Here is a 20,935-nt window from a genome sequence, read left to right on the forward strand (position 1 = left end):
ACGCCAGCCATCTCTCTTCGGAGGTTGCTGTCCGGGTCGCGACCAAGATCGCCGTTAAGGCTTCGCGGTCTCCCGAAGGTAAAGAGCACCGCTCGACTGCTGCGTCAATAACCGTAACTCTGTCTGTACGTTGGGGTCACCAGACGGTTAGCAGCTTTATTTTCAGCGTGGTGTTCGATGTTCAGCCGCACGGCGCGCGCTTGACCGCGAAACCCAAAAAGGTACGATTTTCACCTTGGCGGGCCCTTCGGAGGACAATATGCGGTCGTGCAAAAACGTGCCAACCTGGCGCATGGCGCGAGTTTAGCCGCGAGGCCCAAAAAGCTACGATTTATCGTATTTTGACGGATTCTTTAGGGGTAATCATGCGTTTATGCAAAAACGTGCCAGCTTGGAGCTCGCCGCATCACGGAGTTTCGTGACTGCAATCAGCCTCGCCTGCTTGCTGGTGCAGCCGCCTCACAGCACTGAACCAAGTTTGACAGACGCCAGCCATCTCTCTTCGGAGGTTGCTGTCCGGGTCGCGACCAAGATCGCCGTTAAGGCTTCGCGGTCTCCCGAAGGTTGAAGGTCCTCTGTAGCAGTTGGGTGAGAGTTCACTGGTGTCTCCCAACAAACAAGGAATTTTTATGGCCTCGTCGCTTTACCGTAGGATCTACAGTGGGGATTCGTTGTATTCGGCTTGGAGGAAGGTCAAAGAAAGTGCCTTCTCTTCATTATCCGAAGCTATCCGAAACGAAGCCAAGGATTTCGAGAGCCAACTCCCCAGGTCGCTTTCCGACATCCAGCGCACGCTATCCAAGAAGACCTTTACCTTCCAAAAACAGACTGGCGTAGCTATAACCAAAGCCAACGGAAATTCTCGCCCGATTGTACTTTCACCTATACCAAACCGGATCGTCCAACGGGCTCTACTCGACGCCTTATCCCGCATTAAGTTCGTGAAGGAAGCGCTGGCTACCCCTACGAGCTACGGCGGCATAAAAAACAAACGGGTCTCGATGGCGATAGCCGACGCCAAGGTAGCCATTGCCAAAGGGGCCGCCTTCCATATCAGGTCAGATATCGCCGAGTTCTTTACCAGAATTGACAAGGCCCGAGTGATGAGACTTGTGACCCCTCACATCAAATGCCCAGACACAATTGCTTTATTTCAAGCAGCTATCACCACAGAGCTCGCGAACATTGACGTTCTTCGGCGACAGGGCCTCGATGAAATTTTCCCCATTGGGGTGGAGGGTGTAGCTCAGGGATCTCCACTGTCGCCACTCATAGCCAACTTGTACCTCCACGACTTCGACAAAACCATCAACGATGGTGAGGTCACTTGTCTTCGGTACATCGATGACTTCCTGATCCTCGGGAAGGATATGGGCTGCGTGGACCGTGCTTTTAGCAAAGCACAGACTGAGCTCAAAAAGCTCTCACTTGAAGCATACCGACCCTTCGCGACAAGTGACAAAGCTTCAAGGGGTCTTACAGCTAAAGGATTCGATTTCTTGGGCTGCTTCGTTTCGGCAGGATTGGTCCAGCCATCGACAGCTACGAGGGAGCGATTCAGGAAACGGATCAAATCCGATTTAGACGCATCGATACGCATGATGAAATTCAGTGTCGAAGCTGGAGATATATCCCCAAAGGGATCCTACTCTGGCGCGCTACAGAATCTCGATCGAGTAATCTTGGGTTGGGGAAAGGCATTTTCCTTTTGCAGCAATGGCCAGTGGATAAAGAGCTTGGATGACTACATCACAAATACATTGGCGCAGTATGAAATAGAGAAAGCGAACCTCTTTCAAAAAACAAATGGCACGACTCAGCGTAGGATGCTGGGGGTAAGGCTGCTTGCAGCGGTCAACTCGGAGCGAAAAGAAACAGAGTGACCGCGTTTGTCCGATAAATGCCTATCGCGCAGGGCAGCGATCGACCCATTTCTGCCTGTGGCGAAAGGCAACAATCGACCAAAAAGTGTCGCTTTTGAACATGATTGTCTGACACCGGCCTGATGATTCTCGCAGTACACGTTGACCAGCAATGCGTGCCGTGATATCAGTTTACCATCGGGCTCGGGGCACGATTTAACTTTTCACTGACTATATGCGGTGGCCACTGCAAGGGTAGCTTTGCCTGTTCGCGCTATACGTTGACGTTATCGATGGCGCTGGTAGAAGAGAAAATAGCCCCGAGACCCGGTACTACGAATGGATATCGACGAAATTTTCAAGAATTTGTTTGGCCCCGGCTTTAGTAACCTTGATGGATTTTGCCAGTTACTTAAGGTTGATCAAAACAAACTACTGAGCTTTCTTTACAAAAAGAAAGGCAGCCATTACGTAAGCTTTTCCATTTTAAAGAAAAACAAAACCCATCGCACCATCAAAGCCCCTAAAAGGGTGATGAAAACAATTCAGCATGCACTATTGCCGCATCTGGAAAAATTTTACTCTCCAAAATCTTCCAGCCATGGCTTCGTCAAGGGCAGGAACGTTAAGACAAATGCTCAGATCCACGCCAGAAAGAGATATGTATTCAATATTGATCTGAAAGATTTTTTTGAAAGCATTCACTTCGGACGAGTCAGAAACCTATTCATGGCTCATCCATTTAATGCACCCCATAATGTTGCGACGGTCATGGCACAAATCTGTTGCAGCGACGGGAAATTAGCTCAGGGCGCCCCTACGTCACCGCTGATATCTAACATGATATGCCGTAAGCTTGACTCACAACTGCAGGCGTTAGCAAAGTCAGGCAAATGTCACTTCACCAGGTATGCTGACGACATCACATTTTCGTTTACAAGCACCGCAAAACATCTGCCTAAGGATATTGTCGAGATTTCCGAGGACGGCAGAGCGATACCTGCGCGCGAGCTGGAAGAAATCATCAAATCTAATGGATTCATCATAAATCCTGAAAAAACGCGTCTTCAGCACCGTACGCAGCGACAAATGGTAACCGGGCTTGTTGTTAACGATATGCCGAACGTCACGAGAGAGTTCATTCGTTTAACGGGCTCAATGATCAACGCCCTCAAGCGCTACGGGCCTGAGCTGGCAGAAGCCAGGTATCTGGAGATCCTCAAGGGCAAGAATCAGTCACTGCAGCCTCGACAAACTCTGCGGACAAAGGACAATGTTGGCGATTTTTATATCAAGGTGGTCAAAGGACGACTTAACTACATCCAGATGGTTCGGGGGCGAGGTGACAAGATATATCGTAGATTGGCGTACGAGTTTACAGTAGCAATAGGCAAAGAAAATACTGAGTTCAAAAAATCACCAGAAGAAATTTTAGGAAACTCAATTTTTGTCGTAAACAATATCATTGATGAAAGCCAAGGAACAGCCTTCCTTCTGGAGGGGGTCGGCATAGTGACCAACGAACACGTTGTGACCGGGATATGCAAAACCATCGCCCGTCACTCCATTTCATTCCATCGTGCCGGTGACCCCAAAGAATATTCCGCAGAGCTTATCCTTTCAGACAAGAAAGCAGACTTGGCTATTTTTCATCCCAATGAGGATTTTAAAAACATACCTGCCCTGCAAAAATGCGATAAGACTATCATTCGCCCCACCGATCCGGTTCTGTCTATCGGCTTTCCTAAACATCGAGACGGTACAGCACACTACATCGCGAAAGGTAATACTACCCAACGGCGTCGACAGGTTGACCTAGACCTTTGGCTGGTAGATTTCACGCTAATGGAGGGAAACAGTGGAGGCCCTATGTTCAACGATTCAATGGAAGTAATAGGCGTCACAGCCAGAGGCGCTAAAAACAATATAGAAGCAGCGCTTTATGGTTTTATACCATTAGAAAGCTTGAACAACTTTACAAAAAGAGCCGACTTTTTGTTCCTAAAGAAGTTGTATGACTATATGGGGGGCGGAACGCTAAACCTCTTACCGGAAATTCCCGGCAAAGGGGTTTTTAGCAGCACCCATCAAACGAGGCTTCATAAGGATGAGCATCCCTAGTGCTTTGGGGGGCGGGTGTTGCTGCATTGGGCGCCTGCCTCAGTGTGTCCCGCCTGCTTCTTGGTTTTGCTCCGTTCACTGATGTCCGCTTTTGGCCGATTGCTGCCCTTTTCGGTCCAAATGCTAAGACGGAACGTATCGGAAGAGTGTTATGACAAACAGCCAAAAGCCGCAACACTGCACGATCTGCGCACGCCTACTCGACAATACGGAAGATCCCCTATCAGGCAATACCGGCGGGGATTGCTGGGCATGCATAGGCGCTATCGAGGCGGAAATGGGATGCGCAGAGTCGCTCGACTACGTACGCCAAGAATACGAGGCAGGACTTCGGCCTGACTGGATCGATCCCTTCAAGCCATGACTCGAAAGCTGGATTACGACTACTTTGGGTCGGCTTCTGCCCGTCATGATAGACGTCTGTCGGCCAGGAGCGGACTGTTTCCCAGTAAATAAATCTGTCCCCTTTTCCACCTTTTCCAGTCCCCTTTTCCATTCATCTTTTCGGTCCCAGCGAGAGTCAATACCGATGCTCTATAAGCGTCTGCTTTTGGCCGACTTCTGCCGTCAGTGAGACCTCAACGTGCGCCAGCAAAATACTCGCTTTCCTCAGGTGCATTTTTCCAAGATTCAAGAGCATTGAGCACGTCTTGGCTGACAAGGGTGCCATTGTCCGCGAGACATAGCACTTCTGAAGCGACAGCCTTGTTTTGAGGGATAGTTCCGAGCTGGTAGCCTGGAAAGAAAGACCCTGCGCTTGCAAAGCGAGGATGGATGTTCACTATGATGAGTGGCGCGTTCACGACGCTATTGGTCTCGTCGTGGAGAACCTCAAGCTTGATTAAGAAAAGAGACAGCCCATTAGGATCTGAGTCATAGTCAGTCTCCAGGCGGAATGTCACTCGCTCCGTCTCCTGAGGCTTCACTTCGTGGTGAACCTTTATGCGTGAAACTGCCCCTTCCTTTTTGTATATCTTCAGGTCGTACGTAGCCGAGACAGGTACAAGACTATGGTGGTGATTAGTCAACGTTTCCCAGTGCTTGAGCGTGGTTACCCTAACTTCTTTTATAAAAGTGACTTGCGTGCCGCGATTGACCAGCTTCAGCTCTAAAGAGGTGATGTATTCCTCGTTTTCGCCGCTACAGCTTTCAACTTCATACAAATCAACAATCTTGAGATCCGGAGCATTATCTACCAGATGCTTTGGCACAGGGTTCAAGATTGAAGCTGCAAGCAGTTGTTTGTAAAGCCTCAACGCTTTTCGATCAATGATGTCAGCGTGCGCCATTTTATGATGTTTGTCGCAGAGAACGATTAGGTTGCTTGGATCGTTATTCTCACGGTTGTGATCAATATGATGAATTTCCAGGTAGGTGTGCTCAGTACACTGATTAATTGCGCAGCAATGACCACTCTCAATTTTAATTGCTCTGGCAACCTCTGCCGCAATGGTGGGGCGTTTCGTTGTGTAGATGCTATCCATGCTCTTACTCGCAGATATCAGAGTTAATTTTTTATCGAGAAATTATAGCAAATCAGTCAGTTGCTCAAGATCGACTTCCGGGTGCGGAGCACTCCAGCCAAGAAAGCTTCCCAGGTCGACCAGCAAGGCCCTTGCCACCTCAGCTCCCTTCAGAGCCGGTAGGGGCTATAACGTCTACCACAGATACGAAGCCATGAATTCGGGTCCAGGAAAGGGTTTCCAAAGGCCGTAACGGAATTTAGCCAGTTCATGATCACCTGACTATGCCAAAATCTACGCCCGGCCCCAACGACCAAGGAAAGGTATGAGTTTTTTCGAACGTTTGTTCGCGTTCCGACAGAACGAATTTCGGACACCCCTTGAGGATTTTCTCACCGAGCTTTTTGCCGAGTGGCTACGTCAAGTGACGCTTGCTGGTCGAATCTCAGAGGTGCTGACTGACCTCTTCAAGCTGGCACCGGCCCAACTTGGAGAATTGAATAACCTCAATTCAATTATCTGGGAAACTCAACACGTCATTGGTCCAGGCGACCACCGGGCTGAGGGCAAACGTCCAGACCTGATTGGACGATGCTCAAATTTTTTCCTGATCATCGAAAGCAAAATCGCAGCCGGATTTACCCAATACCAGGATGAACTTGGGCGAGTCGATCAACTGTCCATGTACCAGTCATATCGGAGAAGTCGCAAGGAGGTGTGTGGTGGCCTTGTCCTGATTACACACTCCACTTTGCCTCCGCCAGACTGGACACATCAGACGCTGTATTGGCGTGCTGTTGAAAAGTACTTACGAACTTTCACAGACCATATCTCGTCGACCAGTGCATTGAATTACCTCACTAACCAACTGAAAAAATTCCTTGGAGACAACGATATGAATGGAACACGTATCGACCTAGCGGATATTACTGCCTACCCTGCCTATCAACGACTTACTCGAGGGCTGGCAGGGTTGGGTAAAGCTGCAGATAGCTGCCTTAGAACGGAGTTTCAAGGGGCACATCTTGAAAAACTTCGATTTCCTCGTGGGGGCAGTGGTGGAGACTTCATCTCGCCGACTTTTTGCGGATTGACGCTCACCAATGACGGCTTCAAATGTCATGACGCTCAACTCATTTTGTGGGCCGGCACCCTCACCGGAAAAGTTTACGAGTACATTGGGCCGTTCACTGACGGGATACCAGACCTCTCTGTCGGTATTGGCTTATGGTTCTATGAGGACGTTCGACAAGAGGCCAGTGACTACCTGATAGCGCTGTGCGAGAAGCTCAACAGCCCTGAGGAAGGGACATGGGTACTGGAGACACACTCTCGCGATGGTAGGGGGCCAATTATCTTGCTGTCGATTCGTCGATCTCTCATCGACTTGCATGTTCAAGCTGCTGGCGGCGACTTGGACGATATCGCCAGTGAGTTCTTTTCAACTCACAGCAAGTCACTTCTAATTGAGCTTTCAGCTTCACACTTGGAAACCGGTAGGAGCGCTGATCAGTTTCTGTTTGAGATGGTCGCTGCAGAACAGATCACCGTTGATTTAATTGACGCTGAGTGACTGCTCCTGGCCAAAAGCAGTCGCCGCTCTCGTCATCGCAGAGGGCTTTGTGCCGAGGCTGAATCCCCCAATGCCATCAAGCGCCAAATCGCCGAGTCGTTGTATGTGGCTTACAACGACGCGACGAGTCATCGACCTAATGAGTTGAAGAGCTGATCATCAGCCAGGGCAGGGCGCTTCGCGGTCGAGGAGTCTGGCGGTGAGGAGTACGCCCAGTTCGCTCAGTTGGTGGATGGCGAGGGCGATGTCGCGGTGTTTGCCGTTGAGGTCTTCGGACAGGTCGAGCAGCAGGGTGCTGACGCTGGTGAAGGTTTCGTAGCTGTTGGTGATGAGGGTTTCGTTGCTGGCGTTGGGGGCGACGGTGAAGAGGGTGGTTGAATCGTTAACCATGGTTAAGTTCCTTGCTTGGGCCACTTCCCCATCGCTACTAAACAATAAGGGCGGTAGCTGTACGCAGGTTAGTAGACCGGTGGAACCTAACAAAACCGGCGCGTCCGAGGACGCCCTACGCACAGCCACCATCAAGCACAGACGCGAACGTCTGATGGATGAAGCGTGTGCACTTGTTAGGTCTAAGGTGGGCTACTAAACCCGATCACTGAACAATTCAGCGACCGAGCCACCTTAGAGACGGCTACCCCAGCGCACAAGCCGGCGGATTCTGACGCAGGCGTAGGCAATGGAGCAAGCGCGGCAGGGGAATCGGATTTTGCCTTCAGGCGCTGCGTTATCGTTTGGGTTTTTCGCGAGCAAGCTCGCTCCTACAGGAGTGGGTCAAGCGTGGGTTGTTATCAAGGTGCGGGTAGCTGAACAATAGAGGCCGACGAGCCAGCAACGAAGCATCAGATGTGCGAACGTTTGGTTCGCTCGGCTGGGCTCTACGAACTGCAAGATTACTGATCGGAAAAAAAACCAATGCTAGGGAAAGTCAGCAGTAAACATCTTGTCTGGGCCGCAGTCGCACTTTGCGCGACGCTTCTATCCGGGTGCGCGACGTCACGCTACGACGGCAAGCACGCGCCGGACCCGAGTAAGGCGATCATCGTGGGTTCGGTTGGTGAGAGCTTTCCGATGATGCAGCCCCATGGGCTGGTGGTTGAGATCAAGCAACAGGGAGCCCCGGGCACCGTATTACGGCTGACGACGCTGGGCAATGAAGATGATCAGCCATCCCCCTCTGTGCTGGGCCATTACTTCATGTATGAAGTGCCGCCGGGTGAGTATGAGTACACGCAGTGGCATTACGTGTATTACGCGGGTAAGTCGATGCCGCGCCCGGTGCCTGCGGTTTTCTCGGTGAAGGCCGGGGAAACCCTCTATATCGGCGATCTGCGCGTCGATGCCCTGCGCTTTTGCCTGTCCAACGTGAACAATGCCGATGACACGGTGCAGGCGCTCAAGCGCAAGTACCCGATGCTCAAGGACCGGAACATTGTGAATCTGACGCCGAAGAGCGGTTTTGCGCCTTGGCCGAGTTCTGATGCCACTGACTTCGGTAAAGGGTTGTGCACGATTTGAAGCCGGTACCGGTGACAGTCATCGACCCCAACGCCCATTGATCCACGTTCAAGGAATTCATGCATGAAGCGCTCTACGCTACTCTGGGCCAGCCTGTTCGCAGGCCTGGTCTCACTGACCGGTTGCATCAGCGGTCCGGACCTCAAAAGCCAACCGTTCTTCACGTCACCGGCTGAACCTCGTGCGGATGAGGCCACGGTTTACTTTTATCGCACGGCGGCGAGCATCGGTGGCGGGGTCGCCCCGACTATTCAGGTCGATGGCCGCACTATCGGCAGCTTGCCTTCCGGTAGTTTTTTCAAGGCCGGCATTCCCGCCGGCAAGCACAGCGTTGCCTCCACCTCGCCACCGATCATCAGCGGTATGGTTAACCAGCGTTTCGATATCACCGTCGAGAATGGCAAGGTGTATTACATCGCCGATCAACTCAGCACTTCTGACTACAAGGATGGGCAGACCTTGGGTGAAGTCGACGGCCGTCGTTTCAGCGGAACAATGTTTTACTCGCGCTACGCGCTTGTGCCTGCCGAGGAAGCGCTGCGTTCTATCAAGTGGTGCCAGGAGCTGCCGGCAACCGCACGGTAACCACCCGCCCAACATCATCCAAAGCCAACTTGCCAACAGAGAAGAACCCCACAATACCGCGGCATTGTGGGGTTGTTAGCCGTCGCGCTTGAACCCCTAGAAAAAGCTAGGGGTAAGCAGGAACGCTCAGTGGGTGGATGGTCCGGGGCGATGTCGAGGAGAAGAGGGCGGGCCTTCATCAAGCGCCAGGTTGGCCTCCGGCGGCATCAGTAAGCGCGTGCCTCTTCTCGGCTGGATGGGGCACCGCTGCGCTCGAATAACCTATGCGAAAACTCCAGCACCGCCAGCAACAATTGAACGGCACCCAGCACCAGCAGGAAAGGTGAAGCGCCACTGCTGACGGCCACTCCCTGCACTACCACTACGATTACGCGTAGCAGGGCGCTGAGACGGGCATGTTCGCGTGTAGGGGCTCGCCAACGTACAACGCCCCACACAAGGTATGCCCAGGCGCCGATGTTGAGCAGGAACATAGCCGTGGGGTCGAGCGCCGAGAAGTGGCTGTCGAAGCCCAGTTGCAAATCAACCCATTGGATCAGTGCATAGGCCCAGACGGACACGATCGGCAAGGCGAAGGGAGCCATCGCGAGAATGTCGTATGCAGCGCCGACACGTACGATTTTTTCATGGGTGGATTGGGTCATTGCGGGTCTCCTCCTGGAGTGGCTGGTTCAACAAGTCGCGGATTTCCTGGAACTCACCCGATTTCAGTCCAAGATGATGGCGCTCGGCCAAGACCTGAACGATATGCGCAGCGCGGGATTCTGCGTCGACGATGTAGCCGGGCACTGCCGCCCGTTGGCGGAGTGCGACAAGATCACTGAAGCGTTCATCCGCCGCCATGATGGTCTTCGCCACCGCCGTCTGGACGTTGCAGAGCCCCAGCACGGCAAAGAATGTGTGTGGGTTTTCCAGGTGATAGATCTTTGCCAGAGCGTTCAACGCCGCCTTGGAAACCGAATATGAGAGCATCCCGGCACGTTGGCGCACGGCCGAAATCGATGATGAAAACACCACGGTGCTGGGAGGCTGCGTCGTACTCAACAGGATATCCAGGACCATTTTTACCGCGCCCAGGTTAAGTGCCAGGACGCTGTTGAACTCCTGCATCGAGGTTTGCGTGGCCAGTTGTGGAGGGCTGCCGAACCGACCCGCATTCAGGTAGACGGTGTCTACCGGAGCAGGGGAGCGCGACAGCAACGCCTGCAAGATTGCCGGGGCGCGGTCGATATCGGTCAAATCGCACCTGAGGAAGTGAAAGCGCTCCTGTGACGGGATGTTGGCCGCAGGATTGCGTGATACCGCGAGCACCTCGTCGCCCCTGGCCAAGTGATAACGCGCCAGAGCGTTGCCGATACCGGTGCTCACGCCGGTGATCAATATGCTAGCCATGATTGCCCCTAGAATTTGCCGATGTGATAGCCGCCATCGGCACTGAGCACCGAGCCGGTGATGTAGCTGGATCTGCGGCTCAACAAAAACACGATCGCGTCGGCGATTTCCTCTGGGTGGGCAAAGCGTTTCATGGCGGTCACGTCACGCTTGCGCTGGGTGTTCTCCGGATGGGCCGCCAGCCGTTCCGCAGAGTTCATACCGCCCAGTGTCGGCCCGGGCGCTACGGCGTTGACGCGTACGGCAAAACCGGATTCGCTGTCGCAGGCATTCTCCATCGCGGCGACCTGCGTCAAGGCATTGAGCGCGGTCTTGCTGGCGACGTAGGCGGCCTGATTGGCCATAGGCATCACGCCCGCGCACGAAGACACATTGACGATCGCTCCATCGGGGTACCGGCTGATCAGTTCCAGTTCTTTTTGCAGGCAGTAAAAGGGGCCGTTCAGGTTGGTGTGGATGACCCTGTCCCAATCCTGCGGTGCGCTGGTCGCGATCGGTGCGTAGGGGGCGGTAATGCCGGCGTTGTTAATTGCAAAGTGCAACTGATCCACCTCGCCATCCACCGTCGCGAATGCCGCGGCTACCGACGTGTGCGACGCCACATCGCAAAAGATGAACTGCGCCGAAGCCCCCAGTATCTCTAGAGCGGCGTCGGCCTTTTGCTGGTTCCTGCTCATCAGGAACAGGCGTGCGCCCGCTTTGGCCAGTTGTTTTGCCACCGCCAGGCCGATGCCGCTGGCACCGCCGGTAATGACGATGTTCTTGTCTTGAAATTCCATGTTATTGATTTCCGTAGTGGATGTGAGCGGGACGCTTGTAGTGCTCATTCACGCAGCAATACACCCGGTCGAGTTGCGGGTTGCTCTTGTCCCGAAAGCAGTTACCGTCAAACCGGCATTGCTGAACCTTGTCTTCATGGCCGGCGAGCGATTTGCTGATCAGGTCGTTATCGGCAAAAAGGGCTCGGCTCATACCGATCAGGTCACAGTGACCCAGCTGCAGTTGATTTTCTGCTTCCTGCAGGGAGCCAATGAAACCGGCATAGCCGACCGGCAGCGAGGTGAATGACTTGATCAGGCGTACCCCTTCGACGAACTGTTGCTGAATCGTCGGATGGGCAGACAGCATGTAGCGGAAGGTTTCCTTGATGGTGATCGAGCACATGATTGCCGAGGTCCCGGCGTTTTCCAGGGCAGCCACCACATCCTGGAGCAGTTCCGGTTGCTGCCCGTTGGCGCCTACGCAATCATCAATGCCCAGGCGCACGGAAACCTCCAGCTCTCCTGCGGTAACCCTGTGAATGCGGTCGATGACTTCCAACAGAAACCGCGCTCGCTTGAGCGGGCTGCCGCCGTAAGCGTCATGGCGATGGTTGGTCCAGGGCGATAGAAAACTGCTCAGCAGGTAGCCATTGGAGGCCTGAAGCTGGACCATCCTGGCGCCGGCCTGTCTGGCACGCAGAGCCGCTTGAGCAAACTGATCGCAAACGGCGTCGATGTCCTCGACACTCATCTCCAATGCCTCGGCACCACGGCTGCCGGATAACGCACTGCGGCTCGGGCAAAGCAGCGGTTGGCCGCTGATCTGTGTGCCACCTTGGGCGCCGTAATGCTGAAGTTGCACCACCACTGGACAGTCCCGCTGGCGACCGTACTCCACCAGCGGCGCGAGCTTTTCCACGTTGGCATGGCTATGCAGGCACAGGCCTCGCGCATGCAGGCGCGTGGAGGGCGCTATGGAGGAGTTGCCCAGCACCACCATGGCGCAGCCTCCGTCGATTACATGTTGATAGAACCTGAGCATTTCCTCGGACAGCGAACCGTCCGAGGTAGCCAGGTCGATGCCCATCGGCGCGAAATACATGCGGTTTTTCAGCGAAACGCCCTGACCGATCATCAGTGGGCGTTGTGATAACTCATAGCTCATGGGCGCAGGATCCTCATGCCACGATTTGCTCGGGCGCCAGAGGGTCAGGTGAAGAGCCAGCGTTCCATTGCATCTGCCCGGCAAAGAAGCAGTGGCACTTGATCGTTTCACGCAGTTCGCTGGCCTGGCTCTTGGACAGTTTGTCGAACACCAGCACGCGCTGGTCGGGTTCGCCAGTGGAGCAAGTCGAAGCAACGGGCAGGCTGAGGAAGCCGCCCCCTTCGATATACAGCGATACGGTCGTGACCGTGCTCCAATTGATGCCCTCGGCCTGGTGAGTCACCAGCACGCCCAGTACCGAGAGCAGGCTCAGCCTGGCTTGCAGTGCACTGTCGGCGTGATGCACGAGGATGTTCTTGGGCAAGCGATCGGAAGGGGTGAACCAGTGATCCTGAGGGTAGTTCAACGAACGCATGCGTTTGAACAGCGGTAACTTGATCACTGCGCCTTGCAGCCAGAGACGCGATACCAGCCGGCCGTTCTGATAGAAGTTTGCGCACTTGTCGATGGACTTGGGTTGCGATCGCTTCAGGCCGTGGGTCTGTTGCACCACGACTTCGACCTCGTAAGCCGATTCGGTGTAGGCGTTGAAGGAAATGCGCAAGTCTTCGATGGAAATGGAAACCGCACCGCGCTGATGGCCCAAGTAGTTGTAGACGTAGTGGTACATGGCTTGCCTGGCCACTTCGATCAACATCAGGCCCGGTACATGTTCGTGCTGCTTGTTGTAGAAGTAGTAATTCTTGGTGTCGTTGATCAACAAGTAAGAGCCCTGCCTGGCCTTGTCCCACTGCGCGAGCGCCTCAAGGCATTCGATCATGCGCATTACCTGGTCGGGCGGTATGTGGGCATCACCGCCTTGAAAATGCTGGGCCAGGTAGCGTTGGGCCTGGTGGGGGATGAATTCAGCCGTGAGGATGAAGTGGTCGTCGCACTCGGTATAAAAGTCAGCCATGCGGATCTCGAAGGTGGAGAGAGTGCCGGCCTGTTCCGCACTGAGGGTCAGGGGCAGATGGCGCAGCACATACCGGCCGTCTTGGGCACGGTACAGCTGTTTGAACAGGTCCTGATCCTGGGGGTTGCCAGCCAGTAGGTCGGCGCCGATCGAAGCATTGAGAAAGCTGGGCAGAATCAGCCTGGGTCGACCGATCAATACATCCCTGGGTGTGTCTTTGTGCAACAGATGAGGGTCAATTGAGTCTGCGCTGTTCATGAGTTGCGATCTCCAAGTGAACGAGTTGGGGAATGTAGGGGGAGACGGGACAGCAAACGCTTGATGATGAGCCCATGTACCGGCGCCACCGGCAGCATGTACAGGCGGCCGAACGTGTTGAAGGTCTTGACGGAGGTGGTGATATGCAGGCAACGCGGTTGCGAGAGAGGTGTATCGATCGAGACCATGACCGCCAGGTGGGTATCGCGTGAGGTCAGTACCAGCTTCTGTGCGCTGATGGCTTCGATGGTGAAGAAATCGAGCTTTTCGCCGACCACCGGGGCGCACTGAGGTGTCACACCCGAGAACCCGCCGATCCGCTCGACGTGAAAGTGCTGCGAGATGCTGTCGCGCAACCTGAACGCGCCTTTGAGCCAGGCGGGCGTCGCGGCGGTCATCTGGCAGTACAGTTCCAGTGGTGTGGCTTGGGTGTCGATGAGTGCGCTGGCAGAGTGCAGAAAACCCAGCTCGTTGCGCGCGGCCACCAGGCTGGCGCACGGTGGGATCTGGTTATTTGACGTCTTCATGCGTGAGGGCACCTTATTGCAGCAGCGCGATTTGTGCCTGCTCGGCCTGCAACAGCATGTTCTCGTAGAGTTGGTCGGCGCTGGCCTGGTCCTCAATCACTTGTGCGGCGACATTCCGAGCAGTGACGTCGATTGATTCGTCATCGATGAACACCGATTCGTAAATCCCGACCACAGGCAGGTAGATGCCTTTGACGTACGCCACCGTCTGCTGCAACGGCCTGAGCAATTCATCCAGGGTGTAACGGTTGAACCCGCCAGCGCGGTAGCCGGAGGAGGGCGCACCCACCGTGGTGATGATCATGAATTCCTTGTCTTTGAGCTTGTCGCCGCCGCGTGCGTAGGCATAGCCGGGGGTGAAGACTTCATCGATCCACTGTTTCATGATTGCCGGGCAGGAATACCAGTACAACGGAAACAGCAACACGATGCGGTCATGGGCATTGAGCAATGCCTGCTCTGCACCCATATCGAACCCGGTGGGCGTCACCGCGCTGGCCAGGCTATGGACCTTGACGCCACGCTGGCTGATCTTGCCCATGATCGCGGTATTGACGCGGGAAACCGAAAGATCAGGATGGCCAGAAATGACAATGACTTTTTTCATGTAGATCGTGTGTCCCATTTATAGTCGGTTGGAATGCCGATGCAGCGTTATTTAAGAGCAGGCGCCTGAGGTTGTAACCTAACCTTTTGGGGAGTCGGCTCGGCCGACTTGCCCGCAGCGGCAGGCCATTTGCGCTGCTTCAGGCCACTTCTCGATCAGCCAGGCAGGGCGGCACACTGATCCAGTTGGCCATGATCTTGTGCCCGTCGATCACGGTCAGCTTGCCCTCGCAATGAGCGTCGAAACCCGCGTTGCGCAACAAGCGGGTAATTCCCGGCGGCGATACCGTGATCAATTGGCGAACCTTGTGGCAAGCGGCGACCTTGAGCACCTCATGCAGCAGCGCCACGGCGTTGGGCGATGACAGTGAGTGGCCCGTGAAGGTCTGTTGTTGCAGGTCGACGGCGGCAAACCGGGAGATTTCCCAGATGTGCGCAGAATGAGGAAGTGCCCGGCCACCCAGCACCTGGGGGAACACTTCCTTGAGCAGATAGGGTTTGTGCGTGGGCAGCAGCCGCGCCACACCGACGATGTGCGGGCCTTGACGGGCGATTACGTACACCGTGTCGTCGCGGTCAAATTGGTCCAGTTCCTCACCGACCGCACAGTCCAGATGCCATCCAAGTTTTTCGACAAATACGCGATAGCGATACAGCAACAGGGCCTGCCACAGTTCGGTCGGTAATGTCAGGCGCGTACCCGTGGTTATATACATGAGGAACCCTCGGCAAAAAATCGAGGGGCCATTCGGCAGAATAATCGAGCACTTAGGTACTGCTCTTTTGGGCAGGTGTGTCGTGAGGGTGCGCGTATTATTGTTGTTGTTCACACTGAGCGGCATTAACGCATCAGGGGGGCGCCAATCAGGTATGTGTCAGACGAGCAAGCCCAGTGAAGTGGCGCGCACGACGGTAGCGGTGCAGTTATGCACGCCCAGTTTCGAGCCTGCATTGCGCAGGTGAAATTTGATGGTTTCCCGCGATAGCGAGAGGATCAAACCGATCTCGTGGGCGGTCTTGCCGTCGGCTGCCCACTTGAGCACTTCACATTCACGCTGCGACAGGGTTTTTTCCTGCGGTAACTGCCAGTGCGGCGTCAGCACGCGCAAGAACCCCTGATGAGCGACATGCACCAAAAACCGCATGTATTTTTGATTGGCGGCAAGCTCTTGGGCCGTAATAGGGTCATTGGAGCGCGCCAGTGTCAGCATGCCGCCGCTGCCGCGGCCGTCCAGGCAGGATTGCGCCCAACCATGGGCCAGCCCGGCGCCGCGGGCTTCTTCCCACATCTGCGGGTTTTGCCGGGTCATTTGCTCGTCCCAGACAATCGGTATCGTCGATTTTGTGCAGTGCTGTACCGTCGGGTCCACGGCGATGTATTTGCAGTGGGCGTAGCGTTGTCGCCATGAAGGCAAAAAATTATTGCTCATCACGATTTTAGGGCGGGTGACGGGGATAGGGATTCGGATTCCATAGGCGCAATAGTCGAACCCCAGGTGTTTTGCCGTGCTGACGATACGAGCCAACAATTCAGCTTCGGTTCGGGCATTGTCGATCGTGTCCAGCACATCATCCATCCACTTCACTGTCATTCTCCTTGAATTGACCTTTACGCTCTATCTGCGCCGAAAACGATGACGGCACTACGCCGGTGTCATCAACGGTGTGGGTTTAGATGCTCGGCGTTAAAGTTAGACACATTTATGCAGCGCTCTCGGCCTTCATACTTTTGGCGCGAAAAGGCGTTGCAGGTATTGCGATACGCACCTTTGGGAGCGTGCAAGGGGCGAACTCCATTTAGCCGGTGTCCTGATCAATTTCAGCGGGGGCAGCTGAGGTAAGGCGTGTAAGGGTAGTGCTGCGTAAAGTTGCTTTACAAGCAGACGGGGGCATTCTTCATGTTGGTTTCATTTGTTCGGCTTCGCGCTGAGTTGTACGCAGGGCGCGAGGTGATTTCGTCAAACTTCTGATTCGTTTCGGTGTTAAAGCCGCGCCTACAGAAGTGACATGTTGGGGTGGTATTGTTGCGCCAGATTATGGAGGACTGAACATGACATTGACGGTCGACACCCTGCTCGAATTGGCCATGGCCAACCCTATCAATGCGCAACTCACCGCGCGCTTGCCGGATCTTGGTGTGCAGCAGTGCATGCTCACGGCGGGCTGTTTGTTCCAGGCCGTTTGGAACCATCAGGCGAATCTGCCGGCGGCTCAGGGCGTGAAGGACTACGACGTTTTTTACTTTGACGAGGACCTGTCCTACGAGGCGGAAGACGCGGTAATTCGTGCGGCGCAGGGGCTGTTCCAAGACCTGGGGGTGAATGTGGAGGTCAGGAATCAGGCGCGGGTGCACCTTTGGTATGGTCAGCGGTTTGGCCGGCCTTACCCGCAGTTGCATTCGGCTCGGCAGGGGGTTGACCGTTACCTGGTGGCGGGCACGTGCATTGCGCTGGATATCGCTTGCGGTGAGGTGTATGCGCCTTATGGATTGGAAGATGTGGAGCAGGGGGTGTTGCGTATCAACCCTTTGCATCCGGAGCCGGAGCTGTTTTTGCACAAGGCCAGGAGTTATCAGGCGCGTTGGCCGTGGCTCAAGATAGTCGAGCCGGGCTGAGCCCCAATGCTGTAGGAGCGAGCTTGCTCGCGAAAATCGTTAACGATAACGCGTGCCTTCAGATTAAACGCGGCGCCCGTGAGTTTTTCGCGAGCAAGCTCGCTCCTACAGTAACGTGCCGAGTAGGCCGCAACTTATCACTACCAGCCATGGCGGCAGTTTCCACACCATCAACGCGACCAGTGCCAGCAACGCCAGGGCGAGGTCGTAGCCGTTGAAAATCGCGCTGGTCCACACCGGCTGGTACAGCGCCGCCAACAACAGGCCAACCACCGCCGCGTTCACCCCGACGAGCGCGGCCTGGGTGCGCGGGCTTCTGCGCAGGTTGGCCCAGAAGGGCAAGGCGCCGAAGATCAGCAGGAACGACGGGGCGAAGATCGCCAGCAGCGCGATCACTCCGCCAAGCCAACCGCTCGGGGCGTGGGTCATGGAGGCGCCGAGGAAGGCGGCGAAGGTGAACAGCGGGCCGGGCACTGCCTGGGTGGCGCCGTAGCCGGCGAGGAAGACGTCGTTGCTGACCCATTGGCTGGGCACCACTTCGGCTTGCAGCAACGGCAGCACCACGTGGCCGCCGCCAAATACCAGGGCACCGGTGCGGTAGAAGGCGTCCACCAGCGCCAGTGTGGGGTTGAGCGCCCATGTGGCGAGGAGTGGCAAACCCACCAGCAACAACAAAAACAGCATCAACCACAGGGCTCCGGCGCGGCGGCTGATGGCGATGGGCAGGGCGTCGGGCTCGGCACTGCTCTCGGGCTTGAACAACAGCAGGCCAGCCACGCCTGCGACCACCATGACCCCGACCTGAGCCCAGGCGGAGGGTTGCAGCACCACCACGCAGGCGGCGATCAACATCAACGCCACCCGTAAAACACCTCGGCACAGGTTGCGCGCCATGCCCCACACGGCCTGGGCCACCACGGCTACGGCGACCACCTTAAGGCCGTGCAGCGCGCCAGGGGGCAGGGCGCTGCCGTAGTGGGCCAGCCCCAGGGCAAACAGGATCAGGGCGATGGCCGACGGCAAGGTGAACCCGGCCCAGGCTGCCGCCGCGCCCCGGTAACCTGCGCGGGACAGGCCCAACGCGATACCGACCTGGCTGCTGGCCGGGCCGGGCAGGAATTGGCACAGCGCGACCAGTTCGGCATAGCTGCGCTCGCTGAGCCAGCGGCGGCGGGTGACGAACTCTTGGCGAAAATAACCCAGGTGTGCAATCGGCCCGCCGAAGGAGGTAAGGCCCAGGCGCAGGAAAATCAGGAACACTGACCAGGGGCGGCTGCGGTGATCGGCAAGCTGGGGCAAGGGGATGTCTCGGGCAACGGTGCTGGATGTTGCCGACCATAACCAATTTTCATGACGCGTAGAAGCGCGGGTATTTTGCCGCCCCCATTGAATTTATCCGCGGTTGTTCGAGTCACTTAAAAGCAGTGTACTGTTTTCCATCCACTGGACCTCAAGGACCGACCATGACCTTTTTCATCTTCCTGCTCGCCTGCGCCGCCGCCGCCAGCACTGGCGTGATCTTCAAACCCGGCGCCTGGTACGAATCCCTGGTCAAGCCCAGCTTCACCCCGCCTAATTGGCTGTTCCCGGTGGCATGGACGATCATCTACCTGCTGTTGGCCTGGGCCGGTTACCGCTTGACCCTGATCCCCGGCAGCGAAATGGTGTTGGCCCTGTGGGCGGCGCAGATTGCGTTGAATACCCTGTGGACGCCGGTGTTCTTTGGTGCCCATCGGTTGTTCGCCGGGATGGTGATTATCGTGCTCTTGTGGCTCACCGTGGCAGCGATGGTGGTGCTGGCCGTTCGCCTGGATTTGATCACCGGCCTGATCCTGTTCCCGTACCTGGCGTGGCTGTGCGTGGCCGCGGCGTTGAACTTCTCGATCCTGCGTAATAATCGCTGATGGCCTACCAGCATTGGCCCGCCAGCGAGCCCGAACTGGCCCAGATGCGCCGCTTCAATCGCAAACTGGCGTGGATGCCGCGCTTCAAGGTCCGCAACCGCGTGATGCCGCGCCTGATCCAGGCGCTGCTGCGTGCCAGCCAGACCTTCAAGAAGGCGCCCCTGGCGGAACGCAAAATGCTCGGGGCGATCCCCTTGCGCATCCTGCGCCCCGCTGGCCCGCCAAGAGGCGTGGTGCTGGATATCCACGGCGGTGGCTGGGTGATCGGTAATGCGCAAATGGATGACGACCTTAACCTTGGCATGGTCAACGCGTGCGATGTGGCGGTGGTGTCGGTGGATTATCGGCTGGCGGTGGATACGCCGATCGAAGGGCTGCTGGATGACTGCCTGACGGCTGCGCGCTGGCTGTTGGCGGACTGCCCGGAATTTGCCGACCTGCCGGTGTTTTTTGTCGGGGAGTCGGCCGGCGGGCACCTGGCGGCGGCCACTTTGTTGGCGCTCAAGCAATGGCCCGAGTTGCTCCAGCGGGTAAGCGGCGCGGTGTTGTATTACGGCGTCTACGATTTGACCGGCACCCCCAGTGTGCGCACGGCCGGGCCGGACACCTTGTTGCTGGACGGGCCGGGCATGGTTCAGGCGCTGCGCCTGCTGACGCCGGGGATCAGCGACGAGACGCGCCGACAGCCACCGTTGTCGCCCTTGTATGGGGACTTTGAGGGGCTGCCGCCAGCGTTGATGTTCGTGGGCGAACTGGACCCGCTCAAGGATGACACCCTGCTGATTGCCGAGCGATGGCCAACGGCGGAGGCTCATTTGCTGCCGGAAGCGGCCCATGGGTTTATTCACTTTCCGGTGGCGATGGCCGATCACGTGTTGGCTTACGCTCGCCAGTGGATAACGGGCCGGATCCTTTGCGATGAGCGTTAGCATTGATGCGGTGCAGGCCGCTGACATTCCCCAGGTGCTGAGCTTTGCTTTGCAGGCGCGTGATGAACTGTTTCCCACGCTCAGTGCCACCGGTGTCCCCCACGATCTGGCGCAGTTTGAAGCCATCTACCTTGAGGGCGGCGGGCGGTTTTTGATTGCTCGTGCCGAAGGCCGGATCGTTGCCTCGGTGGCTTATCGGCCCTACGACGGCCGCTTCCCGCAGTTGAACTACCAGGGGCGCAAGACGGTGGAAGTGGTGCGCCTGTATGTGCTCCCGGCTGTGCGACGCTTGGGCCTGGCGGGCCGGTTATACCGCTCGCTGCAAGCGCTGGCGCGGGCCGATGGCGTAGAGGTGATGTACCTGCACACCCATCCGTTTCTGCCCGGTGCGATTGATTTCTGGCAGCGGCAGGGGTTCGAGGTGGTGGATGTCGAGGCCGACCCGATCTGGCAGACAACCCATATGCACCTGCCTCTGTAGAACCAATGTGGGAGGGGGCTTGCCCCCGATGGCGGTGGGTCAGTCACCGATGTATTTGCTGACACTCCCTCATCGGGGCATAGGTATCTACACAACTTTGTAGGCTGTAGCAGCCGACGGTAACCACGACGCGAAGCGAGACGCTCTTGATCTTGATCTGCTTTTGATCTTAGGCGCCCCGTTAAACCACGCTGGCGGATTACGGGCACACCGAGCCTGGG

The 20,935-nt window shown here is 56.1% G+C and carries 22 protein-coding genes; 10 read left to right on the forward strand and 12 right to left on the reverse strand.

Annotated features, from left to right (window positions below; all coding sequences use genetic code 11):
* The 3 genes from ACTJLA_RS25000 to ACTJLA_RS25010 form a co-directional block, all read left to right on the forward strand.
* The coding region (locus ACTJLA_RS25000) for a hypothetical protein (protein ID WP_440842339.1) at nucleotides 1-422 on the forward strand (422 nt) is incomplete at its 5' end.
* Nucleotides 423-629: 207 nt separating this feature from the next.
* Nucleotides 630-1,883: a reverse transcriptase domain-containing protein gene (locus ACTJLA_RS25005; protein ID WP_314549960.1), complete on the forward strand. Its 1,254-nt coding sequence runs from the start codon at nucleotides 630-632 to the stop codon at nucleotides 1,881-1,883.
* A 318-nt stretch (nucleotides 1,884-2,201) separates the two neighbouring features.
* Complete coding sequence (locus ACTJLA_RS25010; protein WP_314549963.1) at nucleotides 2,202-3,983, forward strand: reverse transcriptase domain-containing protein; 1,782 nt, start codon at nucleotides 2,202-2,204, stop codon at nucleotides 3,981-3,983.
* A gap of 578 nt (nucleotides 3,984-4,561) precedes the next feature.
* Here the strand turns inward: ACTJLA_RS25010 and ACTJLA_RS25015 are convergent.
* Nucleotides 4,562-5,467, reverse strand: a complete 906-nt coding sequence (locus tag ACTJLA_RS25015; protein ID WP_314549965.1) for an HNH endonuclease signature motif containing protein — start codon at nucleotides 5,465-5,467, stop codon at nucleotides 4,562-4,564.
* Nucleotides 5,468-5,771: 304 nt separating this feature from the next.
* On the opposite strand from ACTJLA_RS25015, the gene ACTJLA_RS25020 reads away from it, so the two are divergent.
* Nucleotides 5,772-7,019 carry a hypothetical protein gene (locus ACTJLA_RS25020; protein ID WP_314549968.1) on the forward strand — a complete coding sequence of 416 codons (1,248 nt, stop codon included), beginning with the start codon at nucleotides 5,772-5,774 and terminating at the stop codon, nucleotides 7,017-7,019.
* 159 nt (nucleotides 7,020-7,178) lie between these two features.
* On the opposite strand, the gene ACTJLA_RS25025 is transcribed toward ACTJLA_RS25020, so the two are convergent.
* Complete coding sequence (locus ACTJLA_RS25025; protein ID WP_057700777.1) at nucleotides 7,179-7,409, reverse strand: DUF6124 family protein; 231 nt, start codon at nucleotides 7,407-7,409, stop codon at nucleotides 7,179-7,181.
* A gap of 525 nt (nucleotides 7,410-7,934) precedes the next feature.
* On the opposite strand from ACTJLA_RS25025, the gene ACTJLA_RS25030 reads away from it, so the two are divergent.
* On the forward strand, nucleotides 7,935-8,537 hold the full coding sequence (locus ACTJLA_RS25030) for a hypothetical protein (protein WP_034126209.1): 603 nt from the start codon (nucleotides 7,935-7,937) through the stop codon (nucleotides 8,535-8,537).
* A 63-nt stretch (nucleotides 8,538-8,600) separates the two neighbouring features.
* Nucleotides 8,601-9,122, forward strand: a complete 522-nt coding sequence (locus tag ACTJLA_RS25035; protein ID WP_314549973.1) for a DUF2846 domain-containing protein — start codon at nucleotides 8,601-8,603, stop codon at nucleotides 9,120-9,122.
* Nucleotides 9,123-9,328: 206 nt separating this feature from the next.
* Here ACTJLA_RS25035 and ACTJLA_RS25040 read toward each other — a convergent pair whose 3' ends face one another.
* The 9 genes from ACTJLA_RS25040 to ACTJLA_RS25080 form a co-directional block, all read right to left on the reverse strand.
* The gene (locus tag ACTJLA_RS25040; protein WP_054921632.1) at nucleotides 9,329-9,766 is read right to left on the reverse strand and encodes a hypothetical protein; all 438 of its coding nucleotides are present in this window, start codon (nucleotides 9,764-9,766) and stop codon (nucleotides 9,329-9,331) included.
* Nucleotides 9,747-10,514: an SDR family NAD(P)-dependent oxidoreductase gene (locus ACTJLA_RS25045; RefSeq protein ID WP_232241730.1), complete on the reverse strand. Its 768-nt coding sequence runs from the start codon at nucleotides 10,512-10,514 to the stop codon at nucleotides 9,747-9,749. Before ACTJLA_RS25045 ends, ACTJLA_RS25040 begins: the two co-directional genes overlap by 20 nt.
* A gap of 8 nt (nucleotides 10,515-10,522) precedes the next feature.
* Complete coding sequence (locus tag ACTJLA_RS25050) at nucleotides 10,523-11,293, reverse strand: SDR family oxidoreductase (protein ID WP_314549981.1); 771 nt, start codon at nucleotides 11,291-11,293, stop codon at nucleotides 10,523-10,525.
* Nucleotide 11,294: 1 nt separating this feature from the next.
* Nucleotides 11,295-12,440 (reverse strand): oxidoreductase, encoded by a 1,146-nt coding sequence (locus tag ACTJLA_RS25055; protein WP_314549983.1) that lies wholly within the window; start codon nucleotides 12,438-12,440, stop codon nucleotides 11,295-11,297.
* Between the two features lie 13 nt (nucleotides 12,441-12,453).
* Nucleotides 12,454-13,653: an AfsA-related hotdog domain-containing protein gene (locus tag ACTJLA_RS25060; RefSeq protein WP_314549986.1), complete on the reverse strand. Its 1,200-nt coding sequence runs from the start codon at nucleotides 13,651-13,653 to the stop codon at nucleotides 12,454-12,456.
* Complete coding sequence (locus ACTJLA_RS25065; protein ID WP_186527512.1) at nucleotides 13,650-14,180, reverse strand: DUF2867 domain-containing protein; 531 nt, start codon at nucleotides 14,178-14,180, stop codon at nucleotides 13,650-13,652. The genes ACTJLA_RS25060 and ACTJLA_RS25065 overlap by 4 nt, the downstream gene beginning before the upstream one ends.
* A gap of 13 nt (nucleotides 14,181-14,193) precedes the next feature.
* Complete coding sequence (locus tag ACTJLA_RS25070; RefSeq protein ID WP_057977592.1) at nucleotides 14,194-14,787, reverse strand: NAD(P)H-dependent oxidoreductase; 594 nt, start codon at nucleotides 14,785-14,787, stop codon at nucleotides 14,194-14,196.
* Nucleotides 14,788-14,926: 139 nt separating this feature from the next.
* Nucleotides 14,927-15,502: an acyl-homoserine-lactone synthase gene (locus tag ACTJLA_RS25075; protein ID WP_057700767.1), complete on the reverse strand. Its 576-nt coding sequence runs from the start codon at nucleotides 15,500-15,502 to the stop codon at nucleotides 14,927-14,929.
* Between the two features lie 159 nt (nucleotides 15,503-15,661).
* Nucleotides 15,662-16,363 carry a LuxR family transcriptional regulator gene (locus ACTJLA_RS25080; RefSeq protein ID WP_230960017.1) on the reverse strand — a complete coding sequence of 234 codons (702 nt, stop codon included), beginning with the start codon at nucleotides 16,361-16,363 and terminating at the stop codon, nucleotides 15,662-15,664.
* A 473-nt stretch (nucleotides 16,364-16,836) separates the two neighbouring features.
* On the opposite strand from ACTJLA_RS25080, the gene ACTJLA_RS25085 reads away from it, so the two are divergent.
* The gene (locus ACTJLA_RS25085; RefSeq protein WP_034126216.1) at nucleotides 16,837-17,400 is read left to right on the forward strand and encodes a nucleotidyltransferase family protein; all 564 of its coding nucleotides are present in this window, start codon (nucleotides 16,837-16,839) and stop codon (nucleotides 17,398-17,400) included.
* Nucleotides 17,401-17,505: 105 nt separating this feature from the next.
* Here ACTJLA_RS25085 and chrA read toward each other — a convergent pair whose 3' ends face one another.
* A complete protein-coding gene (gene chrA, locus ACTJLA_RS25090) occupies nucleotides 17,506-18,699 on the reverse strand; it encodes a chromate efflux transporter (RefSeq protein WP_440842345.1) in 1,194 nt (397 codons plus the stop codon).
* A 164-nt stretch (nucleotides 18,700-18,863) separates the two neighbouring features.
* Here chrA and tspO point away from each other — a divergent pair, with 164 nt between their 5' ends.
* Genes tspO through ACTJLA_RS25105 form a run of 3 tightly spaced genes read left to right on the forward strand, consistent with a single transcriptional unit; the run spans nucleotide 18,864 to nucleotide 20,714 of the window.
* Nucleotides 18,864-19,304, forward strand: coding sequence for a tryptophan-rich sensory protein TspO (gene tspO / locus ACTJLA_RS25095; protein WP_003192600.1), 441 nt, complete (start codon nucleotides 18,864-18,866; stop codon nucleotides 19,302-19,304).
* The gene (locus ACTJLA_RS25100; RefSeq protein ID WP_314550003.1) at nucleotides 19,304-20,233 is read left to right on the forward strand and encodes an alpha/beta hydrolase fold domain-containing protein; all 930 of its coding nucleotides are present in this window, start codon (nucleotides 19,304-19,306) and stop codon (nucleotides 20,231-20,233) included. Before tspO ends, ACTJLA_RS25100 begins: the two co-directional genes overlap by 1 nt.
* Nucleotides 20,223-20,714 (forward strand): GNAT family N-acetyltransferase, encoded by a 492-nt coding sequence (locus tag ACTJLA_RS25105; protein WP_089042025.1) that lies wholly within the window; start codon nucleotides 20,223-20,225, stop codon nucleotides 20,712-20,714. The genes ACTJLA_RS25100 and ACTJLA_RS25105 overlap by 11 nt, the downstream gene beginning before the upstream one ends.
* Nucleotides 20,715-20,935 lie beyond the last annotated feature (221 nt).

Origin of the sequence: Pseudomonas sp. 22072, from assembly GCF_052046095.1 — a bacterium.
In the GTDB taxonomy this organism is placed as follows: Bacteria; Pseudomonadota; Gammaproteobacteria; order Pseudomonadales; family Pseudomonadaceae; genus Aquipseudomonas; species Aquipseudomonas paracarnis.